The 26,195-nt window shown below is 43.0% G+C and carries 25 protein-coding genes; 19 read left to right on the top strand and 6 right to left on the bottom strand.

Features of this window, described 5'->3' with window-relative positions:
- Nucleotides 1-35: 35 nt before the first annotated feature.
- From ABTQ23_RS15210 to ABTQ23_RS15180, 7 genes are all read left to right on the top strand, one after another.
- Entirely contained in the window at nucleotides 36-671 is a 636-nt protein-coding gene (locus tag ABTQ23_RS15210) for a LysE family translocator (protein ID WP_408616599.1), read from the top strand.
- Between the two features lie 3 nt (nucleotides 672-674).
- Nucleotides 675-1,145 carry a GNAT family N-acetyltransferase gene (locus ABTQ23_RS15205; protein WP_408616598.1) on the top strand — a complete coding sequence of 157 codons (471 nt, stop codon included), beginning with the start codon at nucleotides 675-677 and terminating at the stop codon, nucleotides 1,143-1,145.
- A 36-nt stretch (nucleotides 1,146-1,181) separates the two neighbouring features.
- Nucleotides 1,182-1,601, top strand: coding sequence for a GNAT family N-acetyltransferase (locus ABTQ23_RS15200; protein ID WP_408616597.1), 420 nt, complete (start codon nucleotides 1,182-1,184; stop codon nucleotides 1,599-1,601).
- Between the two features lie 125 nt (nucleotides 1,602-1,726).
- Nucleotides 1,727-2,608, top strand: a complete 882-nt coding sequence (locus ABTQ23_RS15195; protein ID WP_408616596.1) for an AraC family transcriptional regulator — start codon at nucleotides 1,727-1,729, stop codon at nucleotides 2,606-2,608.
- A gap of 88 nt (nucleotides 2,609-2,696) precedes the next feature.
- Nucleotides 2,697-3,434 (top strand): AzlC family ABC transporter permease, encoded by a 738-nt coding sequence (locus tag ABTQ23_RS15190; RefSeq protein WP_408616647.1) that lies wholly within the window; start codon nucleotides 2,697-2,699, stop codon nucleotides 3,432-3,434.
- Nucleotides 3,431-3,742 (top strand): AzlD domain-containing protein, encoded by a 312-nt coding sequence (locus ABTQ23_RS15185; RefSeq protein WP_408616595.1) that lies wholly within the window; start codon nucleotides 3,431-3,433, stop codon nucleotides 3,740-3,742. The genes ABTQ23_RS15190 and ABTQ23_RS15185 overlap by 4 nt, the downstream gene beginning before the upstream one ends.
- A gap of 73 nt (nucleotides 3,743-3,815) precedes the next feature.
- Nucleotides 3,816-4,235 (top strand): GNAT family N-acetyltransferase, encoded by a 420-nt coding sequence (locus ABTQ23_RS15180; RefSeq protein ID WP_408616594.1) that lies wholly within the window; start codon nucleotides 3,816-3,818, stop codon nucleotides 4,233-4,235.
- Between the two features lie 16 nt (nucleotides 4,236-4,251).
- Here ABTQ23_RS15180 and ABTQ23_RS15175 read toward each other — a convergent pair whose 3' ends face one another.
- Nucleotides 4,252-5,187 (bottom strand): LysR family transcriptional regulator, encoded by a 936-nt coding sequence (locus ABTQ23_RS15175; protein ID WP_408616593.1) that lies wholly within the window; start codon nucleotides 5,185-5,187, stop codon nucleotides 4,252-4,254.
- A gap of 97 nt (nucleotides 5,188-5,284) precedes the next feature.
- Here ABTQ23_RS15175 and ABTQ23_RS15170 point away from each other — a divergent pair, with 97 nt between their 5' ends.
- The 4 genes from ABTQ23_RS15170 to iolB all read left to right on the top strand — a co-directional run bounded on the left by ABTQ23_RS15170 (nucleotide 5,285) and on the right by iolB (nucleotide 9,047).
- Nucleotides 5,285-5,719, top strand: coding sequence for a DMT family transporter (locus ABTQ23_RS15170; RefSeq protein WP_408616592.1), 435 nt, complete (start codon nucleotides 5,285-5,287; stop codon nucleotides 5,717-5,719).
- 5 nt (nucleotides 5,720-5,724) lie between these two features.
- The gene (locus tag ABTQ23_RS15165) at nucleotides 5,725-6,177 is read left to right on the top strand and encodes a DMT family transporter (protein WP_408616591.1); all 453 of its coding nucleotides are present in this window, start codon (nucleotides 5,725-5,727) and stop codon (nucleotides 6,175-6,177) included.
- Between the two features lie 519 nt (nucleotides 6,178-6,696).
- On the top strand, nucleotides 6,697-8,205 hold the full coding sequence (locus tag ABTQ23_RS15160) for a CoA-acylating methylmalonate-semialdehyde dehydrogenase (protein WP_408616590.1): 1,509 nt from the start codon (nucleotides 6,697-6,699) through the stop codon (nucleotides 8,203-8,205).
- A gap of 23 nt (nucleotides 8,206-8,228) precedes the next feature.
- Nucleotides 8,229-9,047 (top strand): 5-deoxy-glucuronate isomerase, encoded by an 819-nt coding sequence (gene iolB, locus ABTQ23_RS15155; protein ID WP_408616589.1) that lies wholly within the window; start codon nucleotides 8,229-8,231, stop codon nucleotides 9,045-9,047.
- Between the two features lie 427 nt (nucleotides 9,048-9,474).
- On the opposite strand, the gene ABTQ23_RS15150 is transcribed toward iolB, so the two are convergent.
- Both ABTQ23_RS15150 and ABTQ23_RS15145 read right to left on the bottom strand, forming a co-directional pair.
- Entirely contained in the window at nucleotides 9,475-10,707 is a 1,233-nt protein-coding gene (locus ABTQ23_RS15150) for an ATP-grasp domain-containing protein (RefSeq protein WP_408616588.1), read from the bottom strand.
- Entirely contained in the window at nucleotides 10,707-11,939 is a 1,233-nt protein-coding gene (locus ABTQ23_RS15145) for an MFS transporter (RefSeq protein WP_408616587.1), read from the bottom strand. The genes ABTQ23_RS15150 and ABTQ23_RS15145 overlap by 1 nt, the downstream gene beginning before the upstream one ends.
- 198 nt (nucleotides 11,940-12,137) lie before the next feature.
- Between ABTQ23_RS15145 and ABTQ23_RS15140 the strand changes: the two genes are divergently transcribed.
- From ABTQ23_RS15140 to ABTQ23_RS15130, 3 genes are all read left to right on the top strand, one after another.
- A complete protein-coding gene (locus ABTQ23_RS15140) occupies nucleotides 12,138-13,025 on the top strand; it encodes a LysR family transcriptional regulator (RefSeq protein ID WP_408616586.1) in 888 nt (295 codons plus the stop codon).
- Between the two features lie 213 nt (nucleotides 13,026-13,238).
- The gene (locus tag ABTQ23_RS15135; RefSeq protein WP_408616585.1) at nucleotides 13,239-14,669 is read left to right on the top strand and encodes an MFS transporter; all 1,431 of its coding nucleotides are present in this window, start codon (nucleotides 13,239-13,241) and stop codon (nucleotides 14,667-14,669) included.
- 100 nt (nucleotides 14,670-14,769) lie between these two features.
- Nucleotides 14,770-15,729 (top strand): LysR family transcriptional regulator, encoded by a 960-nt coding sequence (locus ABTQ23_RS15130; RefSeq protein ID WP_408616584.1) that lies wholly within the window; start codon nucleotides 14,770-14,772, stop codon nucleotides 15,727-15,729.
- Nucleotides 15,730-15,790: 61 nt separating this feature from the next.
- Here ABTQ23_RS15130 and ABTQ23_RS15125 read toward each other — a convergent pair whose 3' ends face one another.
- Both ABTQ23_RS15125 and ABTQ23_RS15120 read right to left on the bottom strand, forming a co-directional pair.
- Nucleotides 15,791-16,621: a MurR/RpiR family transcriptional regulator gene (locus tag ABTQ23_RS15125; RefSeq protein ID WP_408616583.1), complete on the bottom strand. Its 831-nt coding sequence runs from the start codon at nucleotides 16,619-16,621 to the stop codon at nucleotides 15,791-15,793.
- Between the two features lie 286 nt (nucleotides 16,622-16,907).
- A complete protein-coding gene (locus tag ABTQ23_RS15120) occupies nucleotides 16,908-18,839 on the bottom strand; it encodes a bifunctional 5-dehydro-2-deoxygluconokinase/5-dehydro-2-deoxyphosphogluconate aldolase (RefSeq protein ID WP_408616582.1) in 1,932 nt (643 codons plus the stop codon).
- Nucleotides 18,840-19,208: 369 nt separating this feature from the next.
- On the opposite strand from ABTQ23_RS15120, the gene iolD reads away from it, so the two are divergent.
- The 5 genes from iolD to ABTQ23_RS15095 all read left to right on the top strand — a co-directional run bounded on the left by iolD (nucleotide 19,209) and on the right by ABTQ23_RS15095 (nucleotide 24,892).
- The gene (gene iolD, locus ABTQ23_RS15115; protein WP_408616646.1) at nucleotides 19,209-21,149 is read left to right on the top strand and encodes a 3D-(3,5/4)-trihydroxycyclohexane-1,2-dione acylhydrolase (decyclizing); all 1,941 of its coding nucleotides are present in this window, start codon (nucleotides 19,209-19,211) and stop codon (nucleotides 21,147-21,149) included.
- 44 nt (nucleotides 21,150-21,193) lie between these two features.
- Nucleotides 21,194-22,075 (top strand): sugar phosphate isomerase/epimerase family protein, encoded by an 882-nt coding sequence (locus ABTQ23_RS15110; protein WP_408616581.1) that lies wholly within the window; start codon nucleotides 21,194-21,196, stop codon nucleotides 22,073-22,075.
- A gap of 58 nt (nucleotides 22,076-22,133) precedes the next feature.
- Entirely contained in the window at nucleotides 22,134-23,042 is a 909-nt protein-coding gene (locus ABTQ23_RS15105; RefSeq protein WP_408616580.1) for a DMT family transporter, read from the top strand.
- A gap of 39 nt (nucleotides 23,043-23,081) precedes the next feature.
- A complete protein-coding gene (locus ABTQ23_RS15100; RefSeq protein ID WP_408616579.1) occupies nucleotides 23,082-24,098 on the top strand; it encodes an oxidoreductase in 1,017 nt (338 codons plus the stop codon).
- 71 nt (nucleotides 24,099-24,169) lie between these two features.
- Nucleotides 24,170-24,892, top strand: coding sequence for an SDR family NAD(P)-dependent oxidoreductase (locus tag ABTQ23_RS15095; protein ID WP_408616578.1), 723 nt, complete (start codon nucleotides 24,170-24,172; stop codon nucleotides 24,890-24,892).
- Nucleotides 24,893-24,983: 91 nt separating this feature from the next.
- Here the strand turns inward: ABTQ23_RS15095 and ABTQ23_RS15090 are convergent, their stop codons facing one another.
- Nucleotides 24,984-26,063 carry a HoxN/HupN/NixA family nickel/cobalt transporter gene (locus ABTQ23_RS15090; RefSeq protein WP_408616577.1) on the bottom strand — a complete coding sequence of 360 codons (1,080 nt, stop codon included), beginning with the start codon at nucleotides 26,061-26,063 and terminating at the stop codon, nucleotides 24,984-24,986.
- Nucleotides 26,064-26,195: the final 132 nt, after the last annotated feature.

Below are 26,195 nucleotides of genomic sequence, written 5' to 3'. Positions count from 1 at the left end.
ACAAAAGCTCAATCGCCTCCAAGGATGGTATTCTCATGTTTGGCGTTGAAAATTTATGGTTGTTTGTTCTCTCGGGTATTTTGCTTAACATGGTGCCCGGGCCTGATTCACTGCTTATCGCGGGGCGCGCCGCAGGGCAAGGGTTTAAGGCGGGAAGCGCAGCTGCTCTTGGCATTGGTAGTGGCACACTCATTCATATCACTGCTGCTGCCTTAGGGTTATCGGCTATTTTAGCCACATCTGCCACAGCGTTCATGGTGGTTAAAATCTTAGGCGGTATTTATCTGTTGTATATCGCTATTGGTGCGTTTAAAGCAAGCTTTCAAGGGCAAGCAACGAGCACCAAAGTCTTTCATGCCAAATCGTTTAAACAGGTCTATTGGCAAGGTTTTATTACCAACTTATTTAATCCTAAAGTTGCTATCTTTTTCCTCTCTTTTATGCCGCAATTTATCGCCCATAGCAGTCCTCATAAGGCTTTGGCATTTTTGTTGCTCGGCTTGATTTTTAACTTTAATGGGATGCTTTGGTGTCATTTCATTGCTTGGAGCTGTTCTCGTGCAGGCCAAAAACTGCGTGTGAGTCCTGGTGTTAAAAAATGGCTAAATCGCGCGGTGGGCGGATTGTTCGGTTTCTTCGGCATAAAACTGTTGATGGCAACACAGCGCTAGATAATGGCTATGATTATTCGCAACTATCGTGACAGTGATGTTCAATTGCTTTGGCAGTTGTACTTTAATACTGTGCGAAAAGTTAATTCGCAACATTATTCGCCTGAGCAAGTCGCTGCATGGGCGCCTCGGCACTTCGACCCACAGCTGTGGCAAGCGCGGATGGCAGCACTTGAGCCTTTCGTGGGCGAAATTGACGGTGTGATTGTCGGATATACAGACTTGCAAAGTGATGGTTTGATTGATCACTTCTTTTGTCATCATGCGTATCAAGGATGCGGTGTCGGTAGCGCCTTAATGTCGCATATTTTTAAAGTTGGCAAAGCTTGCCACATCACCCGCTATTATTCGAATGTCAGTATAACGGCTCGCGGATTTTATGAGCTCATGGGCTTTGAAGTAGTTCAAGCACAAAAAGTTCAGATTCGCGGCCAGACTCTAGATAATTATCTGATGCAAAAACGCGTTGAGTGACCCAATCAGCTTTAAATATGATTAGATGGAGAGGTTTTGAACATTAGCTTTACGTTATCCCCAAGTGCTCAAGATATAGAGACTATTTATGCCGGGTTGGGGGAGTTTAATCGCAAGTTTACCCCTGAAATTGATGATGAAGCCTTTGGCCTTTTTGTGCGAGATCACTCAGGCAATGTGCTTGGTGGCTTAACCGGTTTTATCTATGTAACTACGCTGCAAATTAGATTTTTATGGTTAAGCGAAGATTTAAGAGCGAAAGGGATTGGTAGTGAGTTAATGAACCTCGTTGAGCTTGAATGTAAAAAGAGAAATATCCCCAACATTGCAGTGGACACCTATACCTTTCAAGCTCCTAAATTTTATGAATCACATGGTTTTCAAGAAATTGGTCGATATCGAGATTACCAAGTCAAAGGTGTGGACAAAATTTTCTATCACAAATCGTTGGGTTAGGTATAGCTTAAAAAGAGAAATTTATTTTCGCTCAAAAGCGCAATTTTGTACAAACCGCAGCAGGTTTCTCACGGTATACTCAAATTCTGCACAACAGGTATTAAGTGAGGCCAAGCTATTCAGTTATGGGCAAAGCTAACGTAAATCGTTGCCGAAACTCAGCAACAACGTCACCAGAGAAAGCTATTTATCGAGTTTCTAGCGAACTGGGTGGCATTGAAATGCTCGATGCTAAATATCACTACCAGAATTTTTCGCGCCATAGCCACGAAGGTTTTACCTTCGGCGTTATTGAAAATGGCGCACAGGAATTTTATCGCACGGGAGCGAACCATGTCGCCCCGCAAGGCAGCATTATTATCGTCAATGCCGATGAAGTGCACACCGGGCATTCAGCGACCGAAGGTGGTTGGTCATATCAAGCAATGTATCCCTTGCCCGAGCAGCTTGAGTGTATCGCTCGTGAGTTAAATCCAAGTTTAACGGCCAAAGGCAGTGTCATCCCATATTTTGCGCAGCCGGTTGTTTATGACCTTCAGCTAGCGAATCAATTCCGTTTAGTCTTTGATAGCTTCAAAACATCTGACAATCGATTGCTTAAAGAAACACTGTTGTACGCGGTTTTAACCCGGATCATGTCTAAATATGGCAAGCTTGCATATAGCTCCGCACCCGTGATTAAAGCCCAGCGACAATTAAAATTGGTGAAAGAGTTCATTGATGATTTCCCAAGCGCTGATGTTTCACTTCAAGAGCTTGCCAATTTAGCCGCTTTAAGTCCGTTCTATCTGGTTCGCTCGTTTCAAAAAGCTTATGGCTTTGCACCGCATTCCTATCAAATTCAAGCTCGATTGCGCTTGGCAAAAAAACTGCTCAAGCAAGGCGGCAAAATTTCAGAGGTGGCCCAGCAAGCAGGATTTCACGATCAAAGCCATTTGCATCGTCACTTTAAGCGGGCAATGGGCGTAACGCCCGGTGAGTTTGCCAAACAAGTTATAAAGCAATAGTGTACAAGTTTTCCTGTGCGCACTCTCATAGACTGACTTCCTTGGTTTCATGCAATAAAGTGAGAGTGAATCTATGCAGTCCCCCGTTTTGTCCAGCGCTTTGTTAGCGACTCACCAAAGAGAAAGTAAATTTAGAGAATTTCTAAAAGGTGTTTTGGTCGTTAGCCCTTTGTGTATCGCTATTTTGCCATGGGGAATATTAGCTGGTTCTTATGCGCTCAATAGTGGCCTGAGCTTTTTGCAGAGCCAGATGTTATCGGCTTTGGTCTTTGCTGGTTCTGCGCAGCTTGTTGTCATTGGGTTAATGCATGCGGGTGCTGGGCTCTTTACAATTCTATTGACTACAGCATTTATCGCTTCTCGGCATTTTTTATATGCGTTGGCTTTGCGCACCTTTATCAGTCTATTACCTAGGCGATGGCGGATGGTACTTGGCTTTTTGTTAACCGATGAACTATTTGCCGCCTGCGCAGGTGAGCGCTTAGCAGCGTTTAATCGCTGGTATGCTCTGGGGGCAGGCAGTTGGCTTTATCTGTGTTGGAATATCGCTACGTTTGCGGGAATTGTGGCAGGCAAATTTATTCCCAATCTTGAATCTTTAGGGCTTGATTTTGCGATTGCTGCAACTTTTATCGCGATTGTTATCCCAAGTATCAAAAATATCGCGACCTTAATCTCGGTATTAGTGGCGATGATGTTATCGACTGTATTAGCCGTCTTGAATATCAGTGGCGCGCTTATGATCGCAAGTTTAAGCGCTATGATGGCCGGATTTTTTTGTGAGAAATTGCTTGCTAATCGCCCTCTTTATGGAGCAAACCGATGACTTGGCTCACGATTTTACTGATGGCTCTGGTTATTTTTACCAGCCGTTATCTGTTTCTTATCCCTAAATTGCCTTTAAGACTAGGTAGCTCTTTGGAAAAAATATTAAGTTATTCTTGCCCGGCAATATTAACGGCAATCTGGGCTCCGATTGTGTTGGTAAATCATGGGCATATTTATCTGAGTCTGCAAAATCCCTATTTGGTGGCAGCAGTGTTTGCAGTGCTGATTGCCTGGAAAAGCAAAAATGTGCTGTTGACAGCGATAGCCAGCTTAGTTCTATTCTTTGTTTTAAAAACAGTCATCTAGCTAAAGTATAAAGCTTGTTGAAACAAGAGATGATGCGCTAAGCTAGCTCTTTTTAACTAACGAAATTACGCCAATGATAGAAGTACAAATTGTCGCTTACGAAGGGGAATTCGCCCAACACATTCGCGCTGTTCGCGATCAGGTTTTTATTAAAGAGCAGGGCATTGACCCAGCCCTTGAGTTTGACGGGCAAGACTCTAATACTATCCATGCTTTGGTTAGTGTCGATGGCGCTTATGTTGGCACAGGAAGGATGTTTGATGATGGGCATATTGGCCGTATCGCGGTGCTAAGTGATTATCGCTCGATGGGCATTGGCTCTAAAATCGTCAATGCATTAACAGAGAGGGCGATTAAACAGCATTATCCACGGGTTTATTTAGGAGCTCAAAAACAGGCAATCGACTTTTATGCGCGTTTGGGCTTTAAGCCGTTTGGTGATGAGTTTATAGAAGCTGATATTGTTCATCTGGCGATGGAAAAGCTGCTCTAATTAGCGCTTACTTAGTCTATTTTTGCCAGTACAGAGGTGAGCCGTATATTTCACTAAAGTAGTCAATGACGGCGCGAACATTGAGCGGTGGGTGTCTAACGTTGGGATAGATAGCGGCAATGTGTTGAGCGTGCGTGGTAATTGATAGCTCATAGTCGGGTAATAGCTCGATGAGCTGACCTTGTTTGAGAGCTTGGCCCATCAACCAGTCGGGAAATAAGACAATCCCCATGCCAGAAATAGCAGTAGTTAATAAGCTCTGTGCATTATTTGAGACCAGTTTTGGCTCGATAGGGTAGTGCGTCCAAGTTTGGTTTGCGCTTTGGCGTGCTAACCAACGATTTGCGCCTTCAAAGCCCTTATAAACTAAACATTGATGGTCAACGAGTTGCTCAGGAGCGGTTAATTTGCCATGTGTTTTTAGATACTCTGGCGCTGCCCCAAGATGGTAGATTTGCTGACCAAAGATCCGCGCGTGATACGATGAATCTCTCAGCGGCCCAATACGAAAGATAATATCGGTATTTTCTCTTAATGGATCGATAAACTCATCGGTCTGATTAAGTTCAATAGCAAGCTTTGGATAGCGCGCAGATAAACCAGCAAGCCATGGCGCGATATGATACTGGCCGAAAAATACTGGCGCATTGATTCGCACGAGGCCCGAAGGTTCTTGCTTGCGATCTTGCAGCTGTTTTTGGGCCTGTTCAAATTGTTCGGTGATTTTCAGTGCGTGTTCAAAAAACAACCTTCCAGCATCGGTTGGGGTAATGGCTCGAGTATTACGATAAAAAAGCTGTTGGCCCAAACTGTCCTCAAGTTGATGAATCGTTCTTGAGATCATGGAGGCGGAAACCCCTTCTCGGCGAGCAACCTGCGAAAAATTCTGCATTTCGTAAACACTCATAAAAAAATGCAATGAACGAATATCAATGGAATCGGATTGTGTCATTTGTGCAGATTCTGCAAAGGTGATAATTAGATTATGCTATTTTTCTCGCTAATTTTCTAGAATATCATGCCTCACCTACGCAATAGGAGAGCATTGAATGCAATTTTTATTATTACTTCTGGTGATAGCCGCAGGTATGGGGTTATCTGTGGAAGCCGGGATCCTTGGGCCGTTAAGCGGTGAAGTCGGCGATTTATGGGCAACATTTAGCATTTTTGGGGTTGGCGCAGCATTAACCTTTTTATTGATGCTCTTTTTTAGCCCACGTCAAAGCCCATCGTTTTTTTCACAGCCGTCTTGGACATTATTGGGCGGTGTATTAGGGCCTGCTTATGTGGTGATCTTAACGCTCACAACTCCGGTGATTGGTATCGCAATGACGATGATCGGCATTTTAGCCGGACAGGTGTTTAAGAGCCTGGTTATTGATCATTTTGGTCTATTAGGGACAACGCGCCGTAAAATCGATAAACGGCGCATTATTGCTCTTATTTTCATCATCATTGCACTGATATTAGTAGCGCAGGGGTAGGACACATGACTATTATAATGATCTTTATCGCCATTATTGGCGGTGCATTACTGAGCGTTCAAGCGGCCATTAATGGCCAGTTGGGAAGCAAAGTCGGAGTTTTTCGCTGCGCATTTTTAACCTTCTCGGTTGGCGCTTTGATTAGTGCGTTATTAATCTTCTACTTTGAGCCTGCCCAATCCATGACCCTGCTTAATGTCCCTAAGTGGCAGTTGCTAGGCGCTTTATGTGGCGTTCCATACATTGTTATTATGGCGTTTGCTGTGCCTCGAATTGGAACGGCTGTTTCAACGGTTGCGGTTATTTTCGGTCAGTTATTAATGAGTCTGTTGATTGATAATTTTGGATGGTTAGGCAATGAGTCGCTGCCGTTTTCACTGAATCGGCTGCTGGCGGTGATTGCACTGGCTATTGCGCTGTATTTCATCCACTCCAGCTCGGTTAAGAAAACAGATTAATCATCCTCTAGTATTTTTAAGCCTTCTTAGACGAAAGTGTTGCTAATTGTTGCAGCACTTTTTTATTTGAAATCCTCAATGTATTTCAAATTTTGTGAGTATCCTTCCTAAACCATTTCATTTTCTATGAAATAGTGACTCTCCATTCATGGATTTTACGAAACAAATTTTTCGTTTTTTCATGCCATTTTTGTTCGGATTAATGATTTTAAGACGTTATTCTAGCCATGTTAACCGGAAAACATGAATCCGATCACATAGAAAATAAATTCTTAAAAAAATACAATTGAAATATTTTTTTCATTCGATTACATTGACTGACAAGCACTTGGTGAGGTTGAACATTTAAGAGAAACGTTGTTTGTTGTTTTCCCGTTGGTCACATGAAGGTGCAGAGCTAAGTGATTGGCAGATTCTTAGCTCTGCGAGGCTGCGAGATAATCAGTATTTTCATGGTCAATTCGGCTAGTGCGGTGAACTTTCTTTTTAGCCTGTCTGTCATCTGTAGGAGAAGATAATATGATCACAGTTGGAAATTTTGTCCAGGGCGAACAAGTCGTAAGCCAGACAAAACAAACTCAGCCAATTTATAATCCAGCCACAGGTAATATCGACCGCTTAGTGAGCCAATGTAGTGCTGAGGAACTTTCCGATGCTATTGCCGCCGCTGATGCCGCCTTTCCTGCTTGGTCAGCAATGACGCCTCTGCGTCGTGCGCGGATTTTAATGAAATTCAAAATGCTGCTCGAAGAACATCGTAAAGAACTCGGCGAAATTATTTCTCAGGAAAATGGTAAAGTTTTTTCTGATGCTCAAGGTGAACTAACTCGCGGGATTGAAGTTGTTGAATTCGCAACTGGCATTCCACACCTCATCAAAGGTGAAAATTCATATAACGTTGGCACTGGTGTCGATAGCCGCTCTGTCATGCAACCACTGGGTGTTGTTGCTGGGATTACACCATTTAACTTCCCTGCGATGGTCCCAATGTGGATGTTCCCAATTGCTATCGCTTGTGGTAACACATTTGTGCTCAAACCCCCTGTCACAGCGCCTTCTGTTGCAGTTCGCTTAGGTGAATTGTTAAAAGAAGCTGGCTTGCCTGATGGCGTTTTTAACGTTGTTCATTGTGATAACGACATCGCTGAACAGCTGACCAAAGACCCTCGCATTAAAGCGGTTAGCTTTGTTGGCTCGTCAGTGGTTGCTGAAAAAGTTTATAGCAGCGCAAGTGCTCATGCTAAACGAGTTCAAGCATTCGGTGCGGCTAAAAACCACGCGATTGTTATGCCCGATGCAGACCTTGATGCATCAGTTTCAGCCATTATGGGCGGCGCTTTTGGTTCTGCTGGTGAACGTTGTATGGCGCTTCCTATCGTGGTTGCAGTTGGTGACCAGACTGCAGATAAATTAATTGAAGCATTAATTCCAAAAATTAAAGCATTGCATGTTGGCCCTGGGATTGTTGAACGTGGTCAGCAAGAAAACGACATGGGTCCACTTATCTCAGCGGCTCATAAAGAAAAAGTTGTTAATTACATCAATATTGGTATTGAAGAAGGTGCAAAACTGGTTGTTGATGGACGTGATTGCAAAGTTGAAGGTTTCCCTGAAGGATACTTCGTTGGTGGGACTTTGTTCGACAATGTCACCAAAGATATGCGCATTCGCCGTGAAGAGATCTTTGGCCCTGTTCTTGGCATTGTTCGCGCACCAGACTATGAAACTGCATTAGAAATTGTTAATAGCAGTGATTATGGTAACGGTAGCGCAATCTTTACGACCAATGGCCATTATGCTCGTGACTTTACCATGCGAGTTCAAGCCGGGATGGTTGGGGTGAATATTCCTGTTGCTGTACCAATGGCATTCCACTCATTCGGTGGCTGGAAACGGTCAATCTTTGGTGCGTTGGATGTCCATGGTCCAGACGGCGTTCGTTTTTATACTCAAATGAAAACCATTACTTCACGTTGGCCTGATGGGCAGAAAACAATCGCTGAATTCAGCATGCCAACTTTAGGTTAATTTCATTTAGTAAGGAGTTTATCGTGAGTGATTTATTATCAAGATATAGTCGTCCCGATGAAACCGGGTGCTATCAACATATTACCCCCGAAAATGCTGGGTGGAAATTTGTCGGTTTCGATGCCTATGAATTAGCACCTGGACAGACGCTTGATATAGAAACCGGCAATCGGGAATATTGTGTGGTGTTGTTATCTGGCAAAGCGCTGGTAAAAACCGCAAAAGAAGATTTCGGTGTGATTGGTCAGCGCATGGATGTGTTTGAAAAAATTCCGCCATACTCAGTGTATGTACCGCATGACGACAAAGTAAATATTATCGCCGAAACCGCTTTGGAGCTCGCTGTCTGTAGCTCTCCCAGTGAGGGGAATCTGCCAGCGCGTTTAATCGGCCCGGATAGTGTCGGCGTTGAAAATCGAGGTAAAGGTCGTAATAAACGTTATGTGCACAATATTTTGCCAGAAACTGAACCGGCTGACAGCCTGCTAGTGGTTGAAGTGTATACCAAAGAAGGCGACAGCAGTTCGTATCCAAGTCATAAACACGATACTCCTTCTGAGACTGAAACATATCTAGAAGAAACCTACTATCATCGCATTAATCCATCGCAGGGCTTTTGTTTGCAACGGGTTTATACCGATGATCGCAGTTTAGATGAAGTCATGGCTGTTTATAACAAAGACGTAGTGAAAGTGCCTCGTGGATATCATCCTGTTGCGATGATGGCCGGTTACGATGGTTATTATCTGAATGTTATGGCAGGTCCAATTCGCCAGTGGAAATTTACCTGGGAAGCAGACCATGCTTGGATTAATACCGATGAATATCCTCGGCATTCATGAGTTAAATATTCACGGCCTTAGTGCAGTTTAGGTGTTCTTGTTGCAGAGAACGATAGAAATCCGGTAGCGTTCAATCGCTATCGGATTTTTGTCATTTTAAGTCTTAAGAGCAGTAGGCAAGCTTTACATAACTTACAAAAAAGTATGTTGTCCAAGCCTGAATATGGGCAACTTAACGGCAGTAAAGCCTAAGCTATTAATGCGTTGCCACTTAGTAAACTAGCCATAAGTGCTTGGGCACTTGCAATGGCCTGCATGCCTAAAATTGGCCAACTTTGCACAATTCCCTCATGGATTAAATGGGGCATAACTTGTTCAGATAAATATAGACCCCAAAAATGATTAAACTGTATTCAAGATTAGGGCATAAATTTTTTATACCAAACGTTGTAACTTAACGATTATTCGTCTTGCTTAGGTGAAAACTTTATTTTTCAAGAACAATCTTAATCGATTCAATAAGGTGAGTTATTTTTGCTTTTGCCTGCAGAGGCGTTGGCATTTTTACGATGATATAACCTAAGCGATCATCTGAGCTTGTCGGTGATTGTACCCAATCTCCAGGCTTTGCATCTATTTGGTAGCGAATAACAGCCGGGTCGTTTTGCAGTTGTGCAATATTTGTCAATTTTAATAATTGGCCCGAACTTGGCGCACAAATAAAGCCAATTGCGCAGCTTGCCGCTTTGGTTGATGTAAATGTTACTGGCATTGCTAATGCATTGCGGATGGCTTGCTCAAAGATATTGATTTGATAAGCGGTTGGGATAAGGTCGCTGCTAATGTTATCGCCACCTGGTCGGCCATTTACTTCGACAATTTTTGCGCCAGTTTCGGTATATTTTACTTCAACATGCGCAGGGCCGTTTCCAAACCCAATTGCACGCAACGCTTGAGCTGCCACCGCTATGATTTCTGGCTTTTTATCGCTTAAAATCGATGTCGGAAAGACGTGCATGGTTTCAACGAAATAGGGCAGTTGAGAGGTTCGTTTTTCGGTTACTTCGCGAAAGACTAACTCATTATTTTCAACAAAAAGCTCGACACTAAACTCGGGGCCGTCTAAGTACTCTTCAATCAAATAATCTTCGCGTACACGAAAGCCCATATAGCTTTGATGAAACGCCTGCATTTGGATAAAGGCTTTGGTTAGCGCTGCGCTGTCGCAAATAAAATACACGTGTTGGCTACTGGCTGTGTTGGTGGGTTTTAAAACCACAGGGTAGCCTATATGAGATGCAGCCTTAATCGACTCCTCTAAATTGCTAACAACGGCAAATTGAGCCGATGGAACACCGTGTTTAGCATAACATTGTCTGGCTAAATCTTTATTACGAACAAGCTTGGCGCTGGCAACACTCAGATATGGGATATCAAGTTTGGCAGCAACAATTGCAGTGTTGGTAATGGCGTAATCTGTGGCGGCTACAATCGCATCGATATGGCGGTGGCAACCGGTTTGAATAGCCTTAAAAATTTGTTCTGCATCGCGAATGTCACAAATCAAAATATCATCATAGAGCGTTTCATAACCGTACTTTTGCGGATGATGGCTATTGCTGGTAACAACGATGACATAGCAATCTAGTTTTTTGGCTTCTTTAACATAACTGACGCCATAAAAACTTGGCTCAATTAGAATAACCGTTTTCAGGCTCATTATAATTGTGCTCCCAATGGGTTATGGTTGCGTTTAGCTAATGCCAATTGAGTCAGAAGATACAATACCAATCCTACCGCCATAATTAGCCCCATGATGACGATTCCAACCATCGCGCCATGTCTGTCGATGTAAGAGCTAATAGAGAGCGAGAATATACATTGGCAGATTAGTGAAATGCCTAGCCAGACTGACATGGCTCGACCCATATATTCTTTTGCGACGATTTTCATTAGCATCGAGTTCATTAAAATTCGCAGTGATGAATTAGCCAGTCCGAGCAATAAACTACAAAGGTATAAGTTAAAAACCACTGAATTTTGGCTAAGAAAGAGAAGATCAACCGTCGCTAAAGCGAAGAAAAAGCCAATTAGCCGCACGGGTGTGAATTTGGTCGTCACCAACGAGATTAAAAATCCCGAAGCTAGTCCGCCAATGCCATATGACATATCGGCAAATCCGAAAGTGATGCTGTCTTTGTACAATGTGTGGCTAACGTAGTCAGGTAGGACGACGTTGTAGATCATGATAACGATGAGCGGGACGATAGAAACTAGTCCCAACATAAATATTAGTTTGTTTTTGTACAAGAAGGTAAAGCCCTGGCCAAGCGTCTGAAAGTAACTTTCTGTGTTTGTAGCGGTAATAGACTCGCGGTGATCAATCAGCTGAATCAATATGGCGCTTAATACAAACATACTGATATTAAGTATTAAGATGACGTTAAAGCTATAATATTTATAAAGAAACCCTGCGATGGCTGCGGCTAAAAACATCCCAACTTGCATACTAATTTCTAAAAGGGCATTGCCAGTGACATAGTTCGCTTCACTTAAGATCTCTTGCGTGAAGCTGCGAGATGTCGCGATATAGGTCGTCCAACCAATTCCGTTAATAACGGCCAGTGCGTATAAAAAGAAGATATTAAAATGGTAACTCTCTAGCAACGCCACAATGGCTAAAATGCCGATTGCTCGAAAGGTATGAGTCCAGAATATGAGCGTTTTGCGTGAGAATTTATCGGATAATACACCTGAAAATATTGATGCAATAAATCCTGCAATCACATAAACCGCGAGCATCATCCCAATCTGCTCGGTCGATTTAGTCTTCATCAGGACATACCAGTTGGCCCCGAGAGTGGCCATGCCAACACCAAAGCCACTGATGATATCCGACAGGAAAAACAGGCTGAATTTGCTATTTTTTAGTACCGAAAAGTTAACATCCATCGTTCATTCATTCTCAAATTATCGATTCTGTGAAAATTATTTAACCGACTGTTTTTTAAACGTGTTCATCACATTTAGTTCGATTTAAATGAATTTTATATAGAACTTTTATTTAGATAAATACCAATTTTGTGCATTGTTTATGTACTATATGTACACAATTAACGATCTTAGAGTCAGTGCCTAGCTATGGATCTGATGAAAAATATTGAAGCATTCACTCTCGCTGTGGATAAAGGTAGTTTCAGCCAAGCCGCCGATGTATTAGGGGTAACGCCAACGATGTTTAGCCGCTATATCCGAGAGCTTGAATATTCTCTGGGATATAAATTAATTAATCGAACGACTCGTAAGCAAGGGCTGACTCGCGCCGGTGAGTGCTATTACGCGTATTGCCTTAAGCTAATTGCAACTGCCAAAGAGGCAAAAGAGGCGTTGCATCATTTAGACGATGAGATAACGGGTAGCATTCGTATAAGTGCGCCAGTTGTTTTTGGCAACCGTATTTTAGCGCCGTTAGTTGCACAATTTTTGCTGCAATATCCTGGTGTGTATATCGATATGGATTTATCTGACCGACGGGTGGATTTAATTGAAGAAAACTATCAGATAGCCATTCGTATTGGTAATGTACTTGATGATGGTGTTGTCGCTATTGCTCTACCGTCGTATCAAATGGTTCTGGCTGCATCACCAAGTTATTTAAATCAACATGGTATTCCCACTCATCCTGATGATTTAACAGCGCATAATTGCATCTGTTTTTCACAGTGGCATGCCAGCCGGTTCTGGAAAATGAGTAACAATAGCAAAGAATACAGTGTCGATATTCGGCCTCGACTGGTCAGCAATTCAGGGGAAACGATTCGTCAAGCGGCTTTAAATGGGCTAGGCATTGCGCTTAATTCAACCTTAACACTTAAAGATGATATTAAAGCGGGTCGACTGATTCGAGTGCTAGCTGATTTTAAAGTTGCTTCTCGACCGATGCATTTATTACGCTTGCCGGGTAGCCATGTTTCCCCAGCAATCGATCTGTTTATTCAGATGCTGAAAACCTCTCTAGCGCCCAAGGTAGCGGTTTGAATTAAAAATTAATGCTATAACCGATATAAAATTCAAACTGAACATAGGCTATATCACCGATAGATTTTCATGAGCTGATTCGCTCTTTTGCCCTTATTTGTAAATAGCGATCATGGCGTTTGATGCAACTATACACTAACATCATTGCCACTTCTGCCATGGTTGGTGGCTAATTATACTAGTGCTTCTAGATGGATAATCAAAGGAAGTACCATGACATTATTTTCCAATCAGCCTGGTGATGATGGCCTGCCAGGTCAAGCGCGATTCCTTGCGATGCTGGCTGTCATGCTCACCACCACGATGAATGTTTTTGATGGTGCAATGGTCAATATTGCACTGCCGCAGATGGCTAATGCGTTGCATGTTTCGGTCTCTGATACGGTTTGGGTAGTAAATAGTTACTTACTCTCTGTTGCTATGTCTTTGGCTGTTTTTTCAGCTTTAGCGGTGCGGATTGGGTATCGTAAGCAGTTTTTGTTTGGACTAATTGTGTTTACACTCTCCTCCGCTGGATGTGCGTTATCAACATCTTTGCCTATGTTGGTTGTGATGCGTTTTATTCAGGGGATCGGTGGTTCTGCCACTTTGAGTATTGCACCAGCACTACTTCGACGAATCTTTCCCAGCCGCTTACTCGGTCAAATACTTGGGATTAATGCCTTATTGGTTGCTAGTTGTACGGCGATTGCGCCATTAATTAGCGGTTCGATATTAGTAACATTGAGTTGGTCATGGCTGTTTGTGATTAATCTGCCATTAGGTGTTGCGGCGATTTTTTTGTCAAAACAATTTTTACCTAAATCATCACTGTTAAATACGGGCAGTTTTGATAAAACCGGCGCAGTATTATCGGCGATTATGTTGGGGGCTGTTATTTTGTGTGCAAATGCCTTTTCAGGGCAAAACGGTATCGATACCTCAGCAGAATTCGTTTATATCGTCTTAGCGCTCGCCAGTGGTGTTGGTTTTGTTTATCGTCAGAGACGCGCAACTTCACCATTAATGCCACTTTCTATTTTCGCCAATATCCGATTCTCACTGTCTGCGAGCACCTCTTTAGTGTCGTTTATTGCACAAGGGATGACTTTTATTGCACTGCCGTTTTTGTTTGAAAGTATCTATGGCTATAGTTCTTTTATCTCTGCTTTACTGTTTTTACCTTGGCCGGTTGGCATCATTTTAATTGCGCCATTTGCTGGCAAACTCAGCGATAGGAAGAATCCTGCTGTGATTTCATCCCTCGGGTTATTGATCTTTGCCAGCGGTTTAGCGCTGTTAAGTACGTTAGGTGAGCAAGCTAATCTGGTGAGCATTGTTTGGCGCAGCTTTATCTGTGGCATCGGATTTGGCATGTTTCAAAGTCCTAATAACCGTGAGATGATGGCAAATGTTATTCATGAGCATAGCAGTTATGCCTCTGGTGTTTTGGCCATCATGCGAACCTTTGGTCAGTGTTTGGGTACGGCATTTATCGGGATTATCTTATCGAATATTTCATCTTTTGATGATGTTGCCACGCGGTTCGCTGTGGTGAGGGTTGGTTTGTTAATCGCTACTATCGCGGTCATCGTTGCTATGCTGGTGAGTGCAAGTCGCATTGAGTTTAAATGGCGTAAAAGAGCAAGCACTGAGCAAGTCTGATATCACTAAAATAAAAGAGCGGGATTACTCGTTGATTGAAATATTAAACACGTTACATAAACCTCATCAATAAAGTTTTCAGGGCGCATTAAAATAACCTATGACGCATCCGGATTTTAATTTATTAGCAGCGCTTGATGCGCTGTTATCTGAACAAAGTGTAGTGGGGGCCGCTAAGCACTTAAAGCTCAGCACTTCTGCCATGAGCCGCACTTTGGCTCGTTTACGCCAAGTCACCGGCGATCCGTTGCTGGTTCGTTCGGGTCGGCAAATGGTGTTAACGCCTTATGCCCAATCCATTCGTGAACGTACTCGACAAACCGTATTTGATGCATTGGATATTCTTACACCAGAGGTGAGTCAAGTCGATTTTACTACCCTTGAGCGCACGTTTGTTTTACGTGCAAACGAAGGATTTATTGATGCCTTTGCATCTTCGTTAATCATGCGAGTTGCCCAAGATGCACCTCATGTGCGTTTAAGCTTTATGCTAAAACCTGAAAAAAGTGCCGATGCCTTGCGAGAAGGGCGAACAGACTTAGAAATAGGTGTTTTAGGGAATAATCCGATGGGGCCCGAGATCCGAATTAAAGGGTTATTTCATGACCGATTTATTGGGGTGGTTCGCCGCTCTCATCCTTTAGCAAATGCAGAGCTGAGCCCGGAACGTTACACAACGTTTGGCCATATTGTTGCCTCTCGGCGAGGGGAATTTTCTGGGCCGGTCGATAAGCTGTTACAGCAGCAAGGATTATCTCGTCGGATAGTGGCTACTGTGCCGGGGTTTCCGGCAGCAATCAGTGTGGCAAAATCATCTGATTTGATTGCTTTAGTCCCTGCTTCTTTTTTAATTTCACAGCCGCTCAATGATGAGCCAGGAGCGGCTTTGTGGGCATTTGAACTGCCGGTTGCAACAGATTCAATTACGATTTCAATGATGTGGCATCCGCGTTTGCAAAATGATTCTGCGCATCGTTGGCTAAGAGATTTGGTGCAGGATGTTTGTCAAAAAGCGTTGGCTAAGCAAACTCTTTTTTCTAGTAAAGACGAAAATTTGTAAACTGCCAGTTAGATTTAAACTGGCAGTTTAACAGGGCAGGCAACGAATTAATCGTGCATTCCTATTCGCTGGCTTCATCAACAGCCAGTGACAGCATTAGAGCCTGCACTAAGCACATCGAGGCAACCTGCGAGCGAAATCCTTCCATCTGCGCTTCTTTTATTACAAAGCACACATCACTAAATGCCGCGAGTGGACTCACGATACTGTCCGTAATCGCAATCTGTTTGGCCCCACTTTTGGCCCCAAACGAGACTAAATCGACCACTTCTGGCGCATAGGGTGAGTAGCTAATTGCAACCACAACGTCATTGGATTGCACCATGCTTAACTGCTCTTGAAACATGCCACCTAAACCATCGATTAGAAAGACGCGGCGCTGCAGGTGACGCAGAGCATAGGTCATATACGAGGCAATACTAAATGAGCGGCGCAGTCCAATAATGTAAATATTATTGGCTTTATCTAAGATATCGACCGCTTTTTTAAGTTGCTCTTCATCGATTTGGTTAGAAAGCTGTTGCAGTGCCGCCTCGTTAACCATCGCGAAGTTTTTCAAGATCTCCATCGGTGTTTCAGGCACTGTATCCGAACCATTGGTTTGACGATAAAGGCGGACTCGTTCGGTGTAATTGACGGTATCTTCCATGAGATTTTGACGAAAGATTTGTTTCATTTCGTTAAAACCATCATAACCAAATGCGTCTGCAAAGCGGATCAATGTAGATGGAGGCACTTGTGCTTTTTCGGCAATTTCTGCAATTGTCTGAAAAGGGATGCTGTTACTATTATCGAGCACATACTGAGCGACCTGTTTCAGGCGTTTACTCAGTGAGTTGTAGCGCGATCTAATTTCTTCTTGCAACTGTGTAAGCTGAGATGTGTTAGTCATATATTTTTAATTTTTTAATTAATATTGCTATTTATATTAATCCAAATACTTAAGTCGTCCGTGAATTGGCGCTGAATTTACGCTCATCGAGTCGTTATAACGAGCGAAAATGCCAGTAATTGGCTCAAAGCACAGTTGCCATAGCTTAATATAAATAACTTTTAACGTGCAATTGAATTGGAATATTTTTTATAAAAATTCATAAAACGTGATATTTATTTCAATAGCGATACTCTGCCAGCATGAGTGCGCTGGCAGATTTCGCAATCAATTTCATCAAACCTAACTATCCACGTGATGATTGTGGGCGAACGCTGCGCCAATCATCAATGAGTTTTTCATAGTTGCGCTGCACATGCTCAATGAGCTGCTGATCGTCATATTCCCCTTGTAGCCATTTACGAGATGGCTGGCCAAAAATGGTTCGACCAACGGCAAAGCCTTTCACCCAAGGCATATCGGCGGCCTGAGCAAACCCTGCTTTAAGCTGTTCTTCTGGAGCATCCAGCCCCAACAGCACAATTCCTCGGCAATATGGGTCGTATTTTTCAATAATGGCACTAATGGTGACCCAGCTTTGGTGTGACAGCGAAGGCAGTTTCCACCAGTCGGGCTGAATGCCTAACTGATAAAAGTGCTCAACGATCTGCGCGTAGTATTTTTCATCTTTATCTTCGATGTCATCAGGCAGGATCATTTCGAGCAACAACTCATGACCTGATTGGCAACAAGCGTGGTAAACATCGGCAAGTAATGTTTCTTGTTCCTGTTTCATCTGCTCAGTATCAAGCGGATGGTAGAACGTCAAACATTTAACGATGTGTTCTTGTGGCCAACTGATCAGCTGAGAGCCAAGATTGCCATGCTCTAAGCTTAAAGGCCGAGAACTAGGTTGTTCAATCGGGCGTCCAATCCACCATCCTTGACCGGTGATTTCATTCAATGCAGCTTGGCCAAACGTGGTGTCGGCTAAAATCCCGCTTGAATGTTTGAGCCCTTTGGCTTCGGCAGTTTGTTTCGCTGCTTGCAATAACAGCGTTTTGAGCCGCGGAATGAGGGTTTCACTAACGCCAGCTTCTTGTGCCATATCTGTTAATTGACGACGATGATCAAAGGCAAAAATGCATAAGTCTTCATCCCATTGCTGTTTGCGGGTTGTTACCCGGTGCAGATGATTTAACCGAGCGTCTTTATCTGGCCGTGGCACGTCATGCTCACGCGAGAGATAATCATCTAGCTCAACTTTAGTCGGCATCGCGGGTGCACAGCCGTGACGAGAAACAACCAGAGCGCCGCAAGCATTCGCATAACGACAGCTTTGTTCCCAGCTTTCATCATTTAAATAGCCGCGTAATAGGCCAGACATAAAGGCATCACCAGCACCTAACACGTTGAGCACTTCGACTCTAACGCCACTATAGAGCGCTGTATCATTCCAACTATTGGGAATTTCACCTTCAAATACTGAGCAACCATCTGCGCCGCGTTTACAAACTAAGGTCGCATTGGTAAATTTGCGAACGTTTTTAAGAGCAACCAATGTATCCGTGCTGCCGCCAGCGATATTAAACTCTTCTTCAGTACCGACAATTAAGTCAAAGTTATCCAATACTTCCTGAAGGGATTCGGTCACCTCTTGTGATTCGACATAACGTGTTTCGCCATCACCTAATGATGTTAATCCCCAAAGAACAGGGCGATAGTCGATATCAAGCGCACGTTTGAGGCCATGTTTTTTAGCCAGTTTTAACGCTTTGAGTACCGCTTTACGAGTATTCGGGTGAGAAAGGTGAGTCCCTGTCACGGCAACCGCGCGTGATGATGCAATGTATGGTTCACTTATATCATCTTCACAAAGAGCCATATCAGCACAGTTATCACGATAAAAGATAAGCGGGAAAGTATCTTGGTCTTTAATCCCTAGCACCACCATTCCGGTGAGCCGTTCTTTATCGGTAATTAAATACTGCGTATCACAACCGACCCGGGTCAGCTCTTCGCGCAAAAAACGACCCATGTGTTCATCACCCACGCGAGCCAGCATCCCTGATTTCAACCCTTGAATAGCTGTGCCATAGGCAACGTTACCTGATGACCCACCAAGATATTTAGAAAACGAGCTAACATCTTCCAGTCGCGATCCAATTTGCTGACTATATAAGTCTAGAGCGATACGACCTATGCATATCACATCTAGTTTTTTGGCCACCTCATTCATTTTGTTCTTCCTCATTTGGTGAAACTATTAGCTGAATTATTAAAAATAAAAATTTCATTTTCAACTATTTTAAAATAATTAATGTCTTATTATAAGGATGCTGATGTCAAAAATGATATTTGGATCACGTTTAAAGAGCTTTTTGAAAGATGCTTAAAAAAGCTATTTCGTATTAAAAAATAAAATAATTTCAATATCTTATTATGTTTTTTGCAATTATTTGTAGTTTTCCAAATTGAAAAATGAAATTTCCTTGTAAATTTATGATCTAGATCTCTTTGTGAAATATTTGTTCTGTTTTATATTTAAATGAAAATACAGGCGAGTATTCTCTTCGTCATGAAATTCGTAACCTTAGGAAGATAGATGATGAACACTGTCAGATTAACCGTTGCTCAGGCATTGGTGCGCTTTTTAGATAACCAGTATCTTGAGGTTGATGGTCAAGAAATTAAATTTGTGAAAGGAATTTTTGGCATTTTTGGCCATGGTAATGTTGTCGGCCTAGGGCAGGCATTAGAAGAAAATAGTGGTTCTTTGGAAATTCATCAGGGCCGTAATGAACAAGGGATGACGCATGCTGCGGTCGGTTTTGCTAAACAGTCGCTGCGCCAACAAATTTTTGCCTGCACATCATCAATTGGCCCTGGCGCTGCTAATATGATTACCGCTGCTGCAACGGCCACTGCCAACTGTATTCCGGTGCTGCTCTTGCCTGGTGATACATACGCAACTCGCCAACCTGATCCAGTGCTGCAACAGATTGAACAGAGTAACAACCTGTCGATTAGTACGAACGATGCGTTTAAAGCAGTGAGCCGCTACTGGGACCGTATTACTCGTCCAGAACAACTGATGAGTGCTTGTATTAGCGCTATGCGAGTGCTTACTGACCCTGCGCAAACCGGGGCAGTTACGCTAGCTTTACCGCAAGATGTGCAAGGCGAAGCCTATGATTACCCTGATTACTTTTTCCAGCGCCGTGTTTATCGTCTAGAACGTCAAGAACCGACTCAGGCGATGTTGGCCCAAGCGGTTGAACTGATTAAATCTAAATCAAACCCGATGATTATCTGCGGTGGTGGCCTTAAATATTCGCAAGCGGCTGAATCACTCAAACAATTTGCCAAAGCATTTCAAATTCCATTTGCGGAAACTCAAGCTGGTAAAGGGACTGTAGAATCTAGCTATGAGCTTAATGTCGGTGGGATTGGTGAAACAGGGTGTTTGGCGGCTAACATCTTAGCTAAAAAAGCAGACTTAATTATTGGCGTCGGGACTCGTTACACCGACTTCACCACTTCTTCGAAATGGTTGTTCCAAAATCCAGATGTGAGCTTTTTAAATATCAATATCAACCGTTTTGATGCCTTTAAACTCGATGGTGTGCAGATGGTTGCGGATGCCAAAGCGACCCTCGATGCACTCTATCCATTGGTCAAAGCTCAGAATTATCATGCTCAATGGGGTGATGAAATTGCCGATGTGCGTCGCAAATATGAAGATGAACGCAAACGGCTTTATCAAATTGAGTTCAATGAAAAAGATTTTGTGCCTGAAATCGATGATCATCTGCCACGAGAAAAAGTTTATGCAGAGTTTAAAGCGCTAACCGATTCTGTTTTAACCCAGACTCGCGCACTTGGCATCGTCAATCGGTTGCTGCCAGAGAACGGCATTATTGTCGGAGCTTCAGGAAGTTTACCGGGTGATTTGCAACGTATTTGGAATGCGCCAACAGCAGGAAGCTATCACGTTGAATATGGCTACTCGTGCATGGGGTATGAAGTCAACGCCTCGCTTGGGGTGAAAATGGCTCAGCCTGATCACGAAGTATTCACCATGGTTGGTGATGGCTCATTTATGATGCTGCACTCAGAGTTGGTGTCATCGATTCAAGAACATCTAAAAATCAACGTTATCGTTTTTGACAACATGGCCAATGGTTGTATCAACAACCTCGAAATGGAACATGGCATGGATAGCTTCTATACCGAATTCCGTTTTCGTGGTGAACGTAAAGACCGGCTTGATGGCGGCTTGGTGCCAGTTGATTATGCAAAAGTTGCCGAAGGTTATGGCTGTAAAACATACCGCGTCGCAACTGCTGAGCAGCTTGAAGCGGCTATCAAAGATGCGCTTACCCAAGATCGCTCAACTCTGATTGATGTGAAAGTTCTGCCAAAAACAATGGTTCACAAATACTTTAGCTGGTGGCGCGTTGGGGTAGCTCAAGTGTCTGAAAAAGAAAGTATTCAAAAAACAGCTGAATGGGTAAACGAAAAATTATCACAAGCCCGTCAGTATTAACCAGCAGGAGTTCGTCACTGCGTAAGAAATTGAGGAGACCCTGAATGAAAATTGCCTTTGATGTGGATGTTATTCGCCCTTTAGGGATCACTGGGATGATTCATAAAGTTGCTGATTGGGGATATAAGTATATAGAGCAATCGCCGCATCCTCAGATTAACCCTTTTTATAAACATCCTAAAGCAGGTAAGGATGTTATGGATGAGTATAAACGCGCGTTAAAAGAAACAGGCGTTGAAGTCTCATCTTTCATTGTCGTGTATCGCTGGTCAGGGCCTGATGAAGAGCGTCGTCAGGCTGCGGTTCGCAACTGGAAACGAATGATCGAAATTGCCGTTGATTTGGGCGTGCAAGTGATCAATACCGAGCTCTCAGGGGACCCGAATCAGAGCGAAATATGCGAAGAGATGTGGTACAAATCGATGGAAGAAATTCTGCCGATTATTGAACGCGAAGGCATTCGGGTTGAAATCCAATCTCACCCTTGGGATTTTTGCGAAATCAATAATGACACCGTCGATTTAGTGGCATCGCTTTATAGTGATAACGTGAAGTATTTATACAGCGCTCCGCACACCTTTTATTATGACCAAGGCAAAGGTGATGTCAGCTCAATGCTTAAATATGCAGGATCTGAGTTATCGCATGTGTTAATTGGCGATACAATGAATCACACCAAACCGAATCGCTATATCGTTAACCCACCAGGGGTTGATGCCGTTGTGCACCAGCATACGGCGATTGGCGAAGGCGAAGTTGATTTTGATGGCATTTTCCAAAGCCTACGGGATATGGGATTTGCCCATCGGGAATTTAAAGTCGGTGGTGAGAGCATTATCACGCCAGCGTTATTTGGGTTCCCAGAAAAAATGGATGTTCAAGCGGTACAAACTCGGGAACGTATCGAAAAAGAACTTTATAGATAGTAATCATAGGTGGTTTCAGGGCTTCGTCTGAAGCCCTTTTTTTAGTAATGGACAGAGTATGATTTCAGCACGAAAAGCAGAGTTATTACTATTGCTTACGACTTTTATCGCCGGATGGGGATGGATATTTTCTAAAGAAGCTTCGCAAGGGATGCCAATTTTCTATTTTTTAGGAATTCGCTTTAGCTTCGCTGCTTTATTAATTGCGCTGATTAATATGAAATCATTCACCAAAGTTACCCGTAAAAATTTAAAAGGTTTAACCATTAGTGGCACATTGCAAGGCATTTCAATTATTGCTTGGATGTATGCCGTTAAAGTATCAACAACACTAGGAGAGGGCGCATTTATTATGAGCCTCTCGATGTTGTTTGTTCCTGTATTAGCAAGATTTTTATTTAAAAATAAAATATTAAAAGTATTTTGGATCTCATTGCCAATTGCTGTTGTAGGGCTTTTTTGTCTGACAGCAAGCACTTCAATGAAAATTACTTATAGTCAGGTTTGGTTTTTAATCGCAGCGTTTTTACAATCACTTTATTTTTGCTCTAATGCCTTTTATGCAGAAAAAATACCAACGATTCCGTTAACATCGGTGCAGTTATTATTCACCGGGGTGATTTCGCTATTGCTTGCTTTTAAATTTGAGATCTGGCCTGAGACGGTTACCGCAGTTACCTGGGGTTGGGTTGTCGCAAGTATTTGTATTGCCACTAGTTTAAGGTTTTATATTCAGCTGACTGGGCAGCGTTTTTGTTCGGCCTCTAATGCTGCCATTATTATGGTAATGGAGCCAGTTTTTACCTTTATCATTTCAGGCTATTGGTATCACGAAGAATTGTCTGTGCATAAGGTTATTGGCTGCATTCTTATTTTACTGGCTTTAATCATTTATCAAATCAAGAAAATAGAACATCGAAAATTATCTCGTAAATTAAATAGAGATATTCCGCAAGTCAAAGTTTAGGTTTATAACGTTTCAACACGTGTATATGTCGAGGAGTTTATGGAAAATAAAAACTTTAAGGTCGCCTTAATTGGATATGGTTTTTCAGGTAAGAATATCCATTCAAATCTGATCATGAATACTCCAGGTCTTGATTTAGAACTTATCTGCGATAGTGTTATTCAAAAATCAGAAAAATATCCATCGGTGCAATTTACAACTCAAGTTGATGATATATTTAATAACGCTGCAATTGATTTAGTCGTTGTTGCTACCCCAAATGCTAGCCATTTTGCATTAGCTAAAGCGGCATTACTCGCCGGTAAAAATGTAATTGTTGATAAACCATTGACGATTACCTTAGCTGAAGCAACTGAGCTTGTCGAAGTAGCTAAACAGCAAAATAAACTGTTGTGCACATTCCAAAATCGCCGTTTTGATAGTGACTTTTTAACCGTGCAAAAAGTACTTGCAGAAGGCGCTATTGGGCAGCTGCGCTATTTCGAGTCGAACTACACCTTCTTTTTCCCTGATGTTGGGGATGGCTGGCGTGAAAAAACAGGTCAGGCGGGAACTGGGGTTTGGTATGATCTTGGCGCGCATGTTATCGATCAGATGGTGCTGCAATTTGGCGAACCTCTAGATGGTTATGTGAACTTTGCCTGTCAGAGAGAAAATGCCGGATGTCCTGACTTTTTCAAAGCGCTGTATATCTATCCTGATTTTCGAGTCGGTTTGCAGGGAAATTTATTATGTCCTGCTAAATCACCGCGGTTTCATTTAAATGGCACGAAAGGTAGCTATGTGAAACATGGTGTTGAACAACAAGAAAGCCGACTGATAGCAGGCGTCGTTCCTGGTTCTAAAGATTGGGGTAAAGATCCCAATGATGGTGTACTGACGACTTATGAAAACGGTCAGCTAACTGAAAATGTTTATCCAAGTGTGGATGGTAACTATCTGGAATACTATCGCCAATTGCGCGAGGCGTTAAAAGGTAACCAACAGCCACCGGTTAGCTTTGAGCAGATGCTCGCGACGACGCGGGTGATTGAAAACACCAAACGCATCGGGTAAGTTGATTGAAAGGGCTTGGATAAGCCCTTTGATTTTTAATCAATTTAGGCTTTTTGAGCAGGTTGCAAAGCATGGAATTAACCAATCAGCGGGTATTTATCTTCGGTGGTACATCGGGCTTTGGTTATGCGCTGGCAAGAGCTGTTCTTGCTCAAGGAGCGAGAGTCATCATCACCGGCCGCAGTAAAGACAGGCTCAATCAGGCGCTTGATTCGCTAGCGCCAAAAGGCCAAGTGCAAGGATTTATAGCCGATACTGCTGATCGCAGCGAGATTGAAGAGCTTTTTGCCAAGCTTGGACAATTTGACCATTTTGTGTCACTGGCGGGGGGATTTACTCCGGGAAGCTTTTTAACCGGTCCCGAAGCTGATGTGCGCGCTGCTGTGGATGAGAAACTTTTCGTTAATATGATTTTAGCGCGCCTTTGTGCGCCGCATCTATCCTCTGGGGGTAGCATTGTGTTTACCGCTGGCGCTGATGGCACGCCAGTTGAAGCAGCTGGCGCTTATGTAGGTAATGCCGCAATTCGAACCCTGGTACAAGGATTAGCCGCAGAGCTTGCCCCCGGGATTCGCGTGAATGCCGTAGCGCCAATTTGGACGCCAACTGGTTTGTGGCGAGATTTACCCAAAGCACAGGTGGCTCAAATGCGTGAGCATCTAACTCAAACGATTCCATTAAAGCGGGTTGCAACAGTTGATGAAGTCGCTGATGCTTATTGTTTTTTAATGAAAAATACGTTTATGACGGGTCAAACAATAAATATTGACGGTGGTTTGAGTATTCCAAGATAGTTAGCGCAAGTCGCTTTTCGAAATGAGAAATGGTGCAGTCACATTACTTGGAGCTGCAAAGGTGGCCGCTCCAAGCAAATTGAATTAAGTTTTATGAATTTGATTGATCAAATGATAATTTGTGATAACCGCGTAAGCGATAATTGAGCAGAGAAAACAGCCAACAAGCGATCATAATCCCAACAATCCAAAATCCGATATTACCCAGATGCTCGTTAGCGCTTTCAATCCATTGGCTAAAATCGGAATGCCAATTGCCTTTATCAGCCAAAATTCCCAATGCTTCAAAGCCGCCAATAACCAATGCAATAACCAACGAGGATGCGGTGATCGTCAGGTTATAATAGAGCTTGCGAAATGGCTGTTCGAAAGCCCAACCATAGGCTTTGACCATAATGACGTTATCAACTGAATCGATAAATGCCATTCCTGCAGCAAATAGAGCAGGGAAGATTAAAATTGAGCTGATAGGCAAACCGTTAGAAGAACTCGCCGCCGAGATAGCCAATAAACCAACCTCAGTTGCCGTATCAAACCCGAGCCCAAATAAAAACCCAACGAGATACATTTGCCAGCTGTGATTGATAAAGCGGAACAGGCGGCGATAGAGCCATGTCATCAGGCCGCCACCGAGCGGTTCGCTAACTGATGCGTGCATCACTTGATGATTGCCTTGTTTGACTTGGCGGAATTTTTTCCAAATATCTTTAAAAATTAAAAAGTTGATGAAGGCAAGGATCAATAAAAATAAGGCTGAAACAGAGGTGCCAATTGTGCCACCTACATCCTGAAACCAACTGAGCTTGCTATTAAACTCACTGGTTGCTATGCCTACTAAAATTGATGCCAGAACAACAACGGTTGAATGCCCTAAAGAGAAAAAAGCTCCAACAGCCACAGGCTCTTTATTTTGCTGCATCATTTTTCGAGTGACATTATCAATAGCGGCAATATGGTCGGCATCGACGGCGTGACGTAATCCATATGTCCAAGCCAGCAAAGCTGTTCCGATTAAAGCGGGGTGGTGCTTAAATGCAATAAATGCCCAAATCCAGATAACTAAATTTAAAACTCCCAGACCACCTAACAGTAGCAGTCCCTTGGTTCGTATTGAAACTGTGTGTGACACAATAACGACCTCTTGTTGATAACGACGCTGAAACGATTTCATCCATGGGAAAGTTGCTTATCCAGATTTGGATAAAAAACTGTTCGTTTCAGTAAAATGGCTAAAAAAATATACCCTTTTAGTGAGAAGATGACTACAGAAAAGTATGCACTTTTTAAAAAAAAGTATGATTTA

Origin of the sequence: Celerinatantimonas sediminis (assembly GCF_046054195.1) — a bacterium.
Lineage (GTDB): Bacteria > Pseudomonadota > Gammaproteobacteria > Enterobacterales > Celerinatantimonadaceae > Celerinatantimonas.
Note: the sequence above shows the minus strand (reverse complement) of the source record. Positions and strands in the feature narration are given on the sequence as shown.

Bases quoted from the DNA above. Each gene is read 5' to 3' on its own strand.
- ABTQ23_RS15125 (WP_408616583.1), bottom strand. From the start codon at position 16,621: ATGACTAACACATCTCAGCTTACACAGTTGCAAGAAGAAATTAGATCG.
- ABTQ23_RS15210 (WP_408616599.1), top strand. From the start codon at position 36: ATGTTTGGCGTTGAAAATTTATGGTTGTTTGTTCTCTCGGGTATTTTG.
- ABTQ23_RS15145 (WP_408616587.1), bottom strand. From the start codon at position 11,939: ATGGATGTTAACTTTTCGGTACTAAAAAATAGCAAATTCAGCCTGTTT.
- ABTQ23_RS15130 (WP_408616584.1), top strand. From the start codon at position 14,770: ATGACGCATCCGGATTTTAATTTATTAGCAGCGCTTGATGCGCTGTTA.
- ABTQ23_RS15110 (WP_408616581.1), top strand. From the start codon at position 21,194: ATGAAAATTGCCTTTGATGTGGATGTTATTCGCCCTTTAGGGATCACT.
- ABTQ23_RS15135 (WP_408616585.1), top strand. From the start codon at position 13,239: ATGACATTATTTTCCAATCAGCCTGGTGATGATGGCCTGCCAGGTCAA.
- ABTQ23_RS15175 (WP_408616593.1), bottom strand. From the start codon at position 5,187: ATGACACAATCCGATTCCATTGATATTCGTTCATTGCATTTTTTTATG.
- ABTQ23_RS15120 (WP_408616582.1), bottom strand. From the start codon at position 18,839: ATGAATGAGGTGGCCAAAAAACTAGATGTGATATGCATAGGTCGTATC.
- ABTQ23_RS15160 (WP_408616590.1), top strand. From the start codon at position 6,697: ATGATCACAGTTGGAAATTTTGTCCAGGGCGAACAAGTCGTAAGCCAG.
- ABTQ23_RS15195 (WP_408616596.1), top strand. From the start codon at position 1,727: ATGGGCAAAGCTAACGTAAATCGTTGCCGAAACTCAGCAACAACGTCA.
- ABTQ23_RS15180 (WP_408616594.1), top strand. From the start codon at position 3,816: ATGATAGAAGTACAAATTGTCGCTTACGAAGGGGAATTCGCCCAACAC.
- ABTQ23_RS15095 (WP_408616578.1), top strand. From the start codon at position 24,170: ATGGAATTAACCAATCAGCGGGTATTTATCTTCGGTGGTACATCGGGC.
- ABTQ23_RS15205 (WP_408616598.1), top strand. From the start codon at position 675: ATGGCTATGATTATTCGCAACTATCGTGACAGTGATGTTCAATTGCTT.
- ABTQ23_RS15150 (WP_408616588.1), bottom strand. From the start codon at position 10,707: ATGAGCCTGAAAACGGTTATTCTAATTGAGCCAAGTTTTTATGGCGTC.
- ABTQ23_RS15090 (WP_408616577.1), bottom strand. From the start codon at position 26,063: ATGAAATCGTTTCAGCGTCGTTATCAACAAGAGGTCGTTATTGTGTCA.
- ABTQ23_RS15140 (WP_408616586.1), top strand. From the start codon at position 12,138: ATGAAAAATATTGAAGCATTCACTCTCGCTGTGGATAAAGGTAGTTTC.
- ABTQ23_RS15105 (WP_408616580.1), top strand. From the start codon at position 22,134: ATGATTTCAGCACGAAAAGCAGAGTTATTACTATTGCTTACGACTTTT.
- ABTQ23_RS15165 (WP_408616591.1), top strand. From the start codon at position 5,725: ATGACTATTATAATGATCTTTATCGCCATTATTGGCGGTGCATTACTG.
- ABTQ23_RS15100 (WP_408616579.1), top strand. From the start codon at position 23,082: ATGGAAAATAAAAACTTTAAGGTCGCCTTAATTGGATATGGTTTTTCA.
- ABTQ23_RS15170 (WP_408616592.1), top strand. From the start codon at position 5,285: ATGCAATTTTTATTATTACTTCTGGTGATAGCCGCAGGTATGGGGTTA.
- iolD (WP_408616646.1), top strand. From the start codon at position 19,209: ATGAACACTGTCAGATTAACCGTTGCTCAGGCATTGGTGCGCTTTTTA.
- ABTQ23_RS15185 (WP_408616595.1), top strand. From the start codon at position 3,431: ATGACTTGGCTCACGATTTTACTGATGGCTCTGGTTATTTTTACCAGC.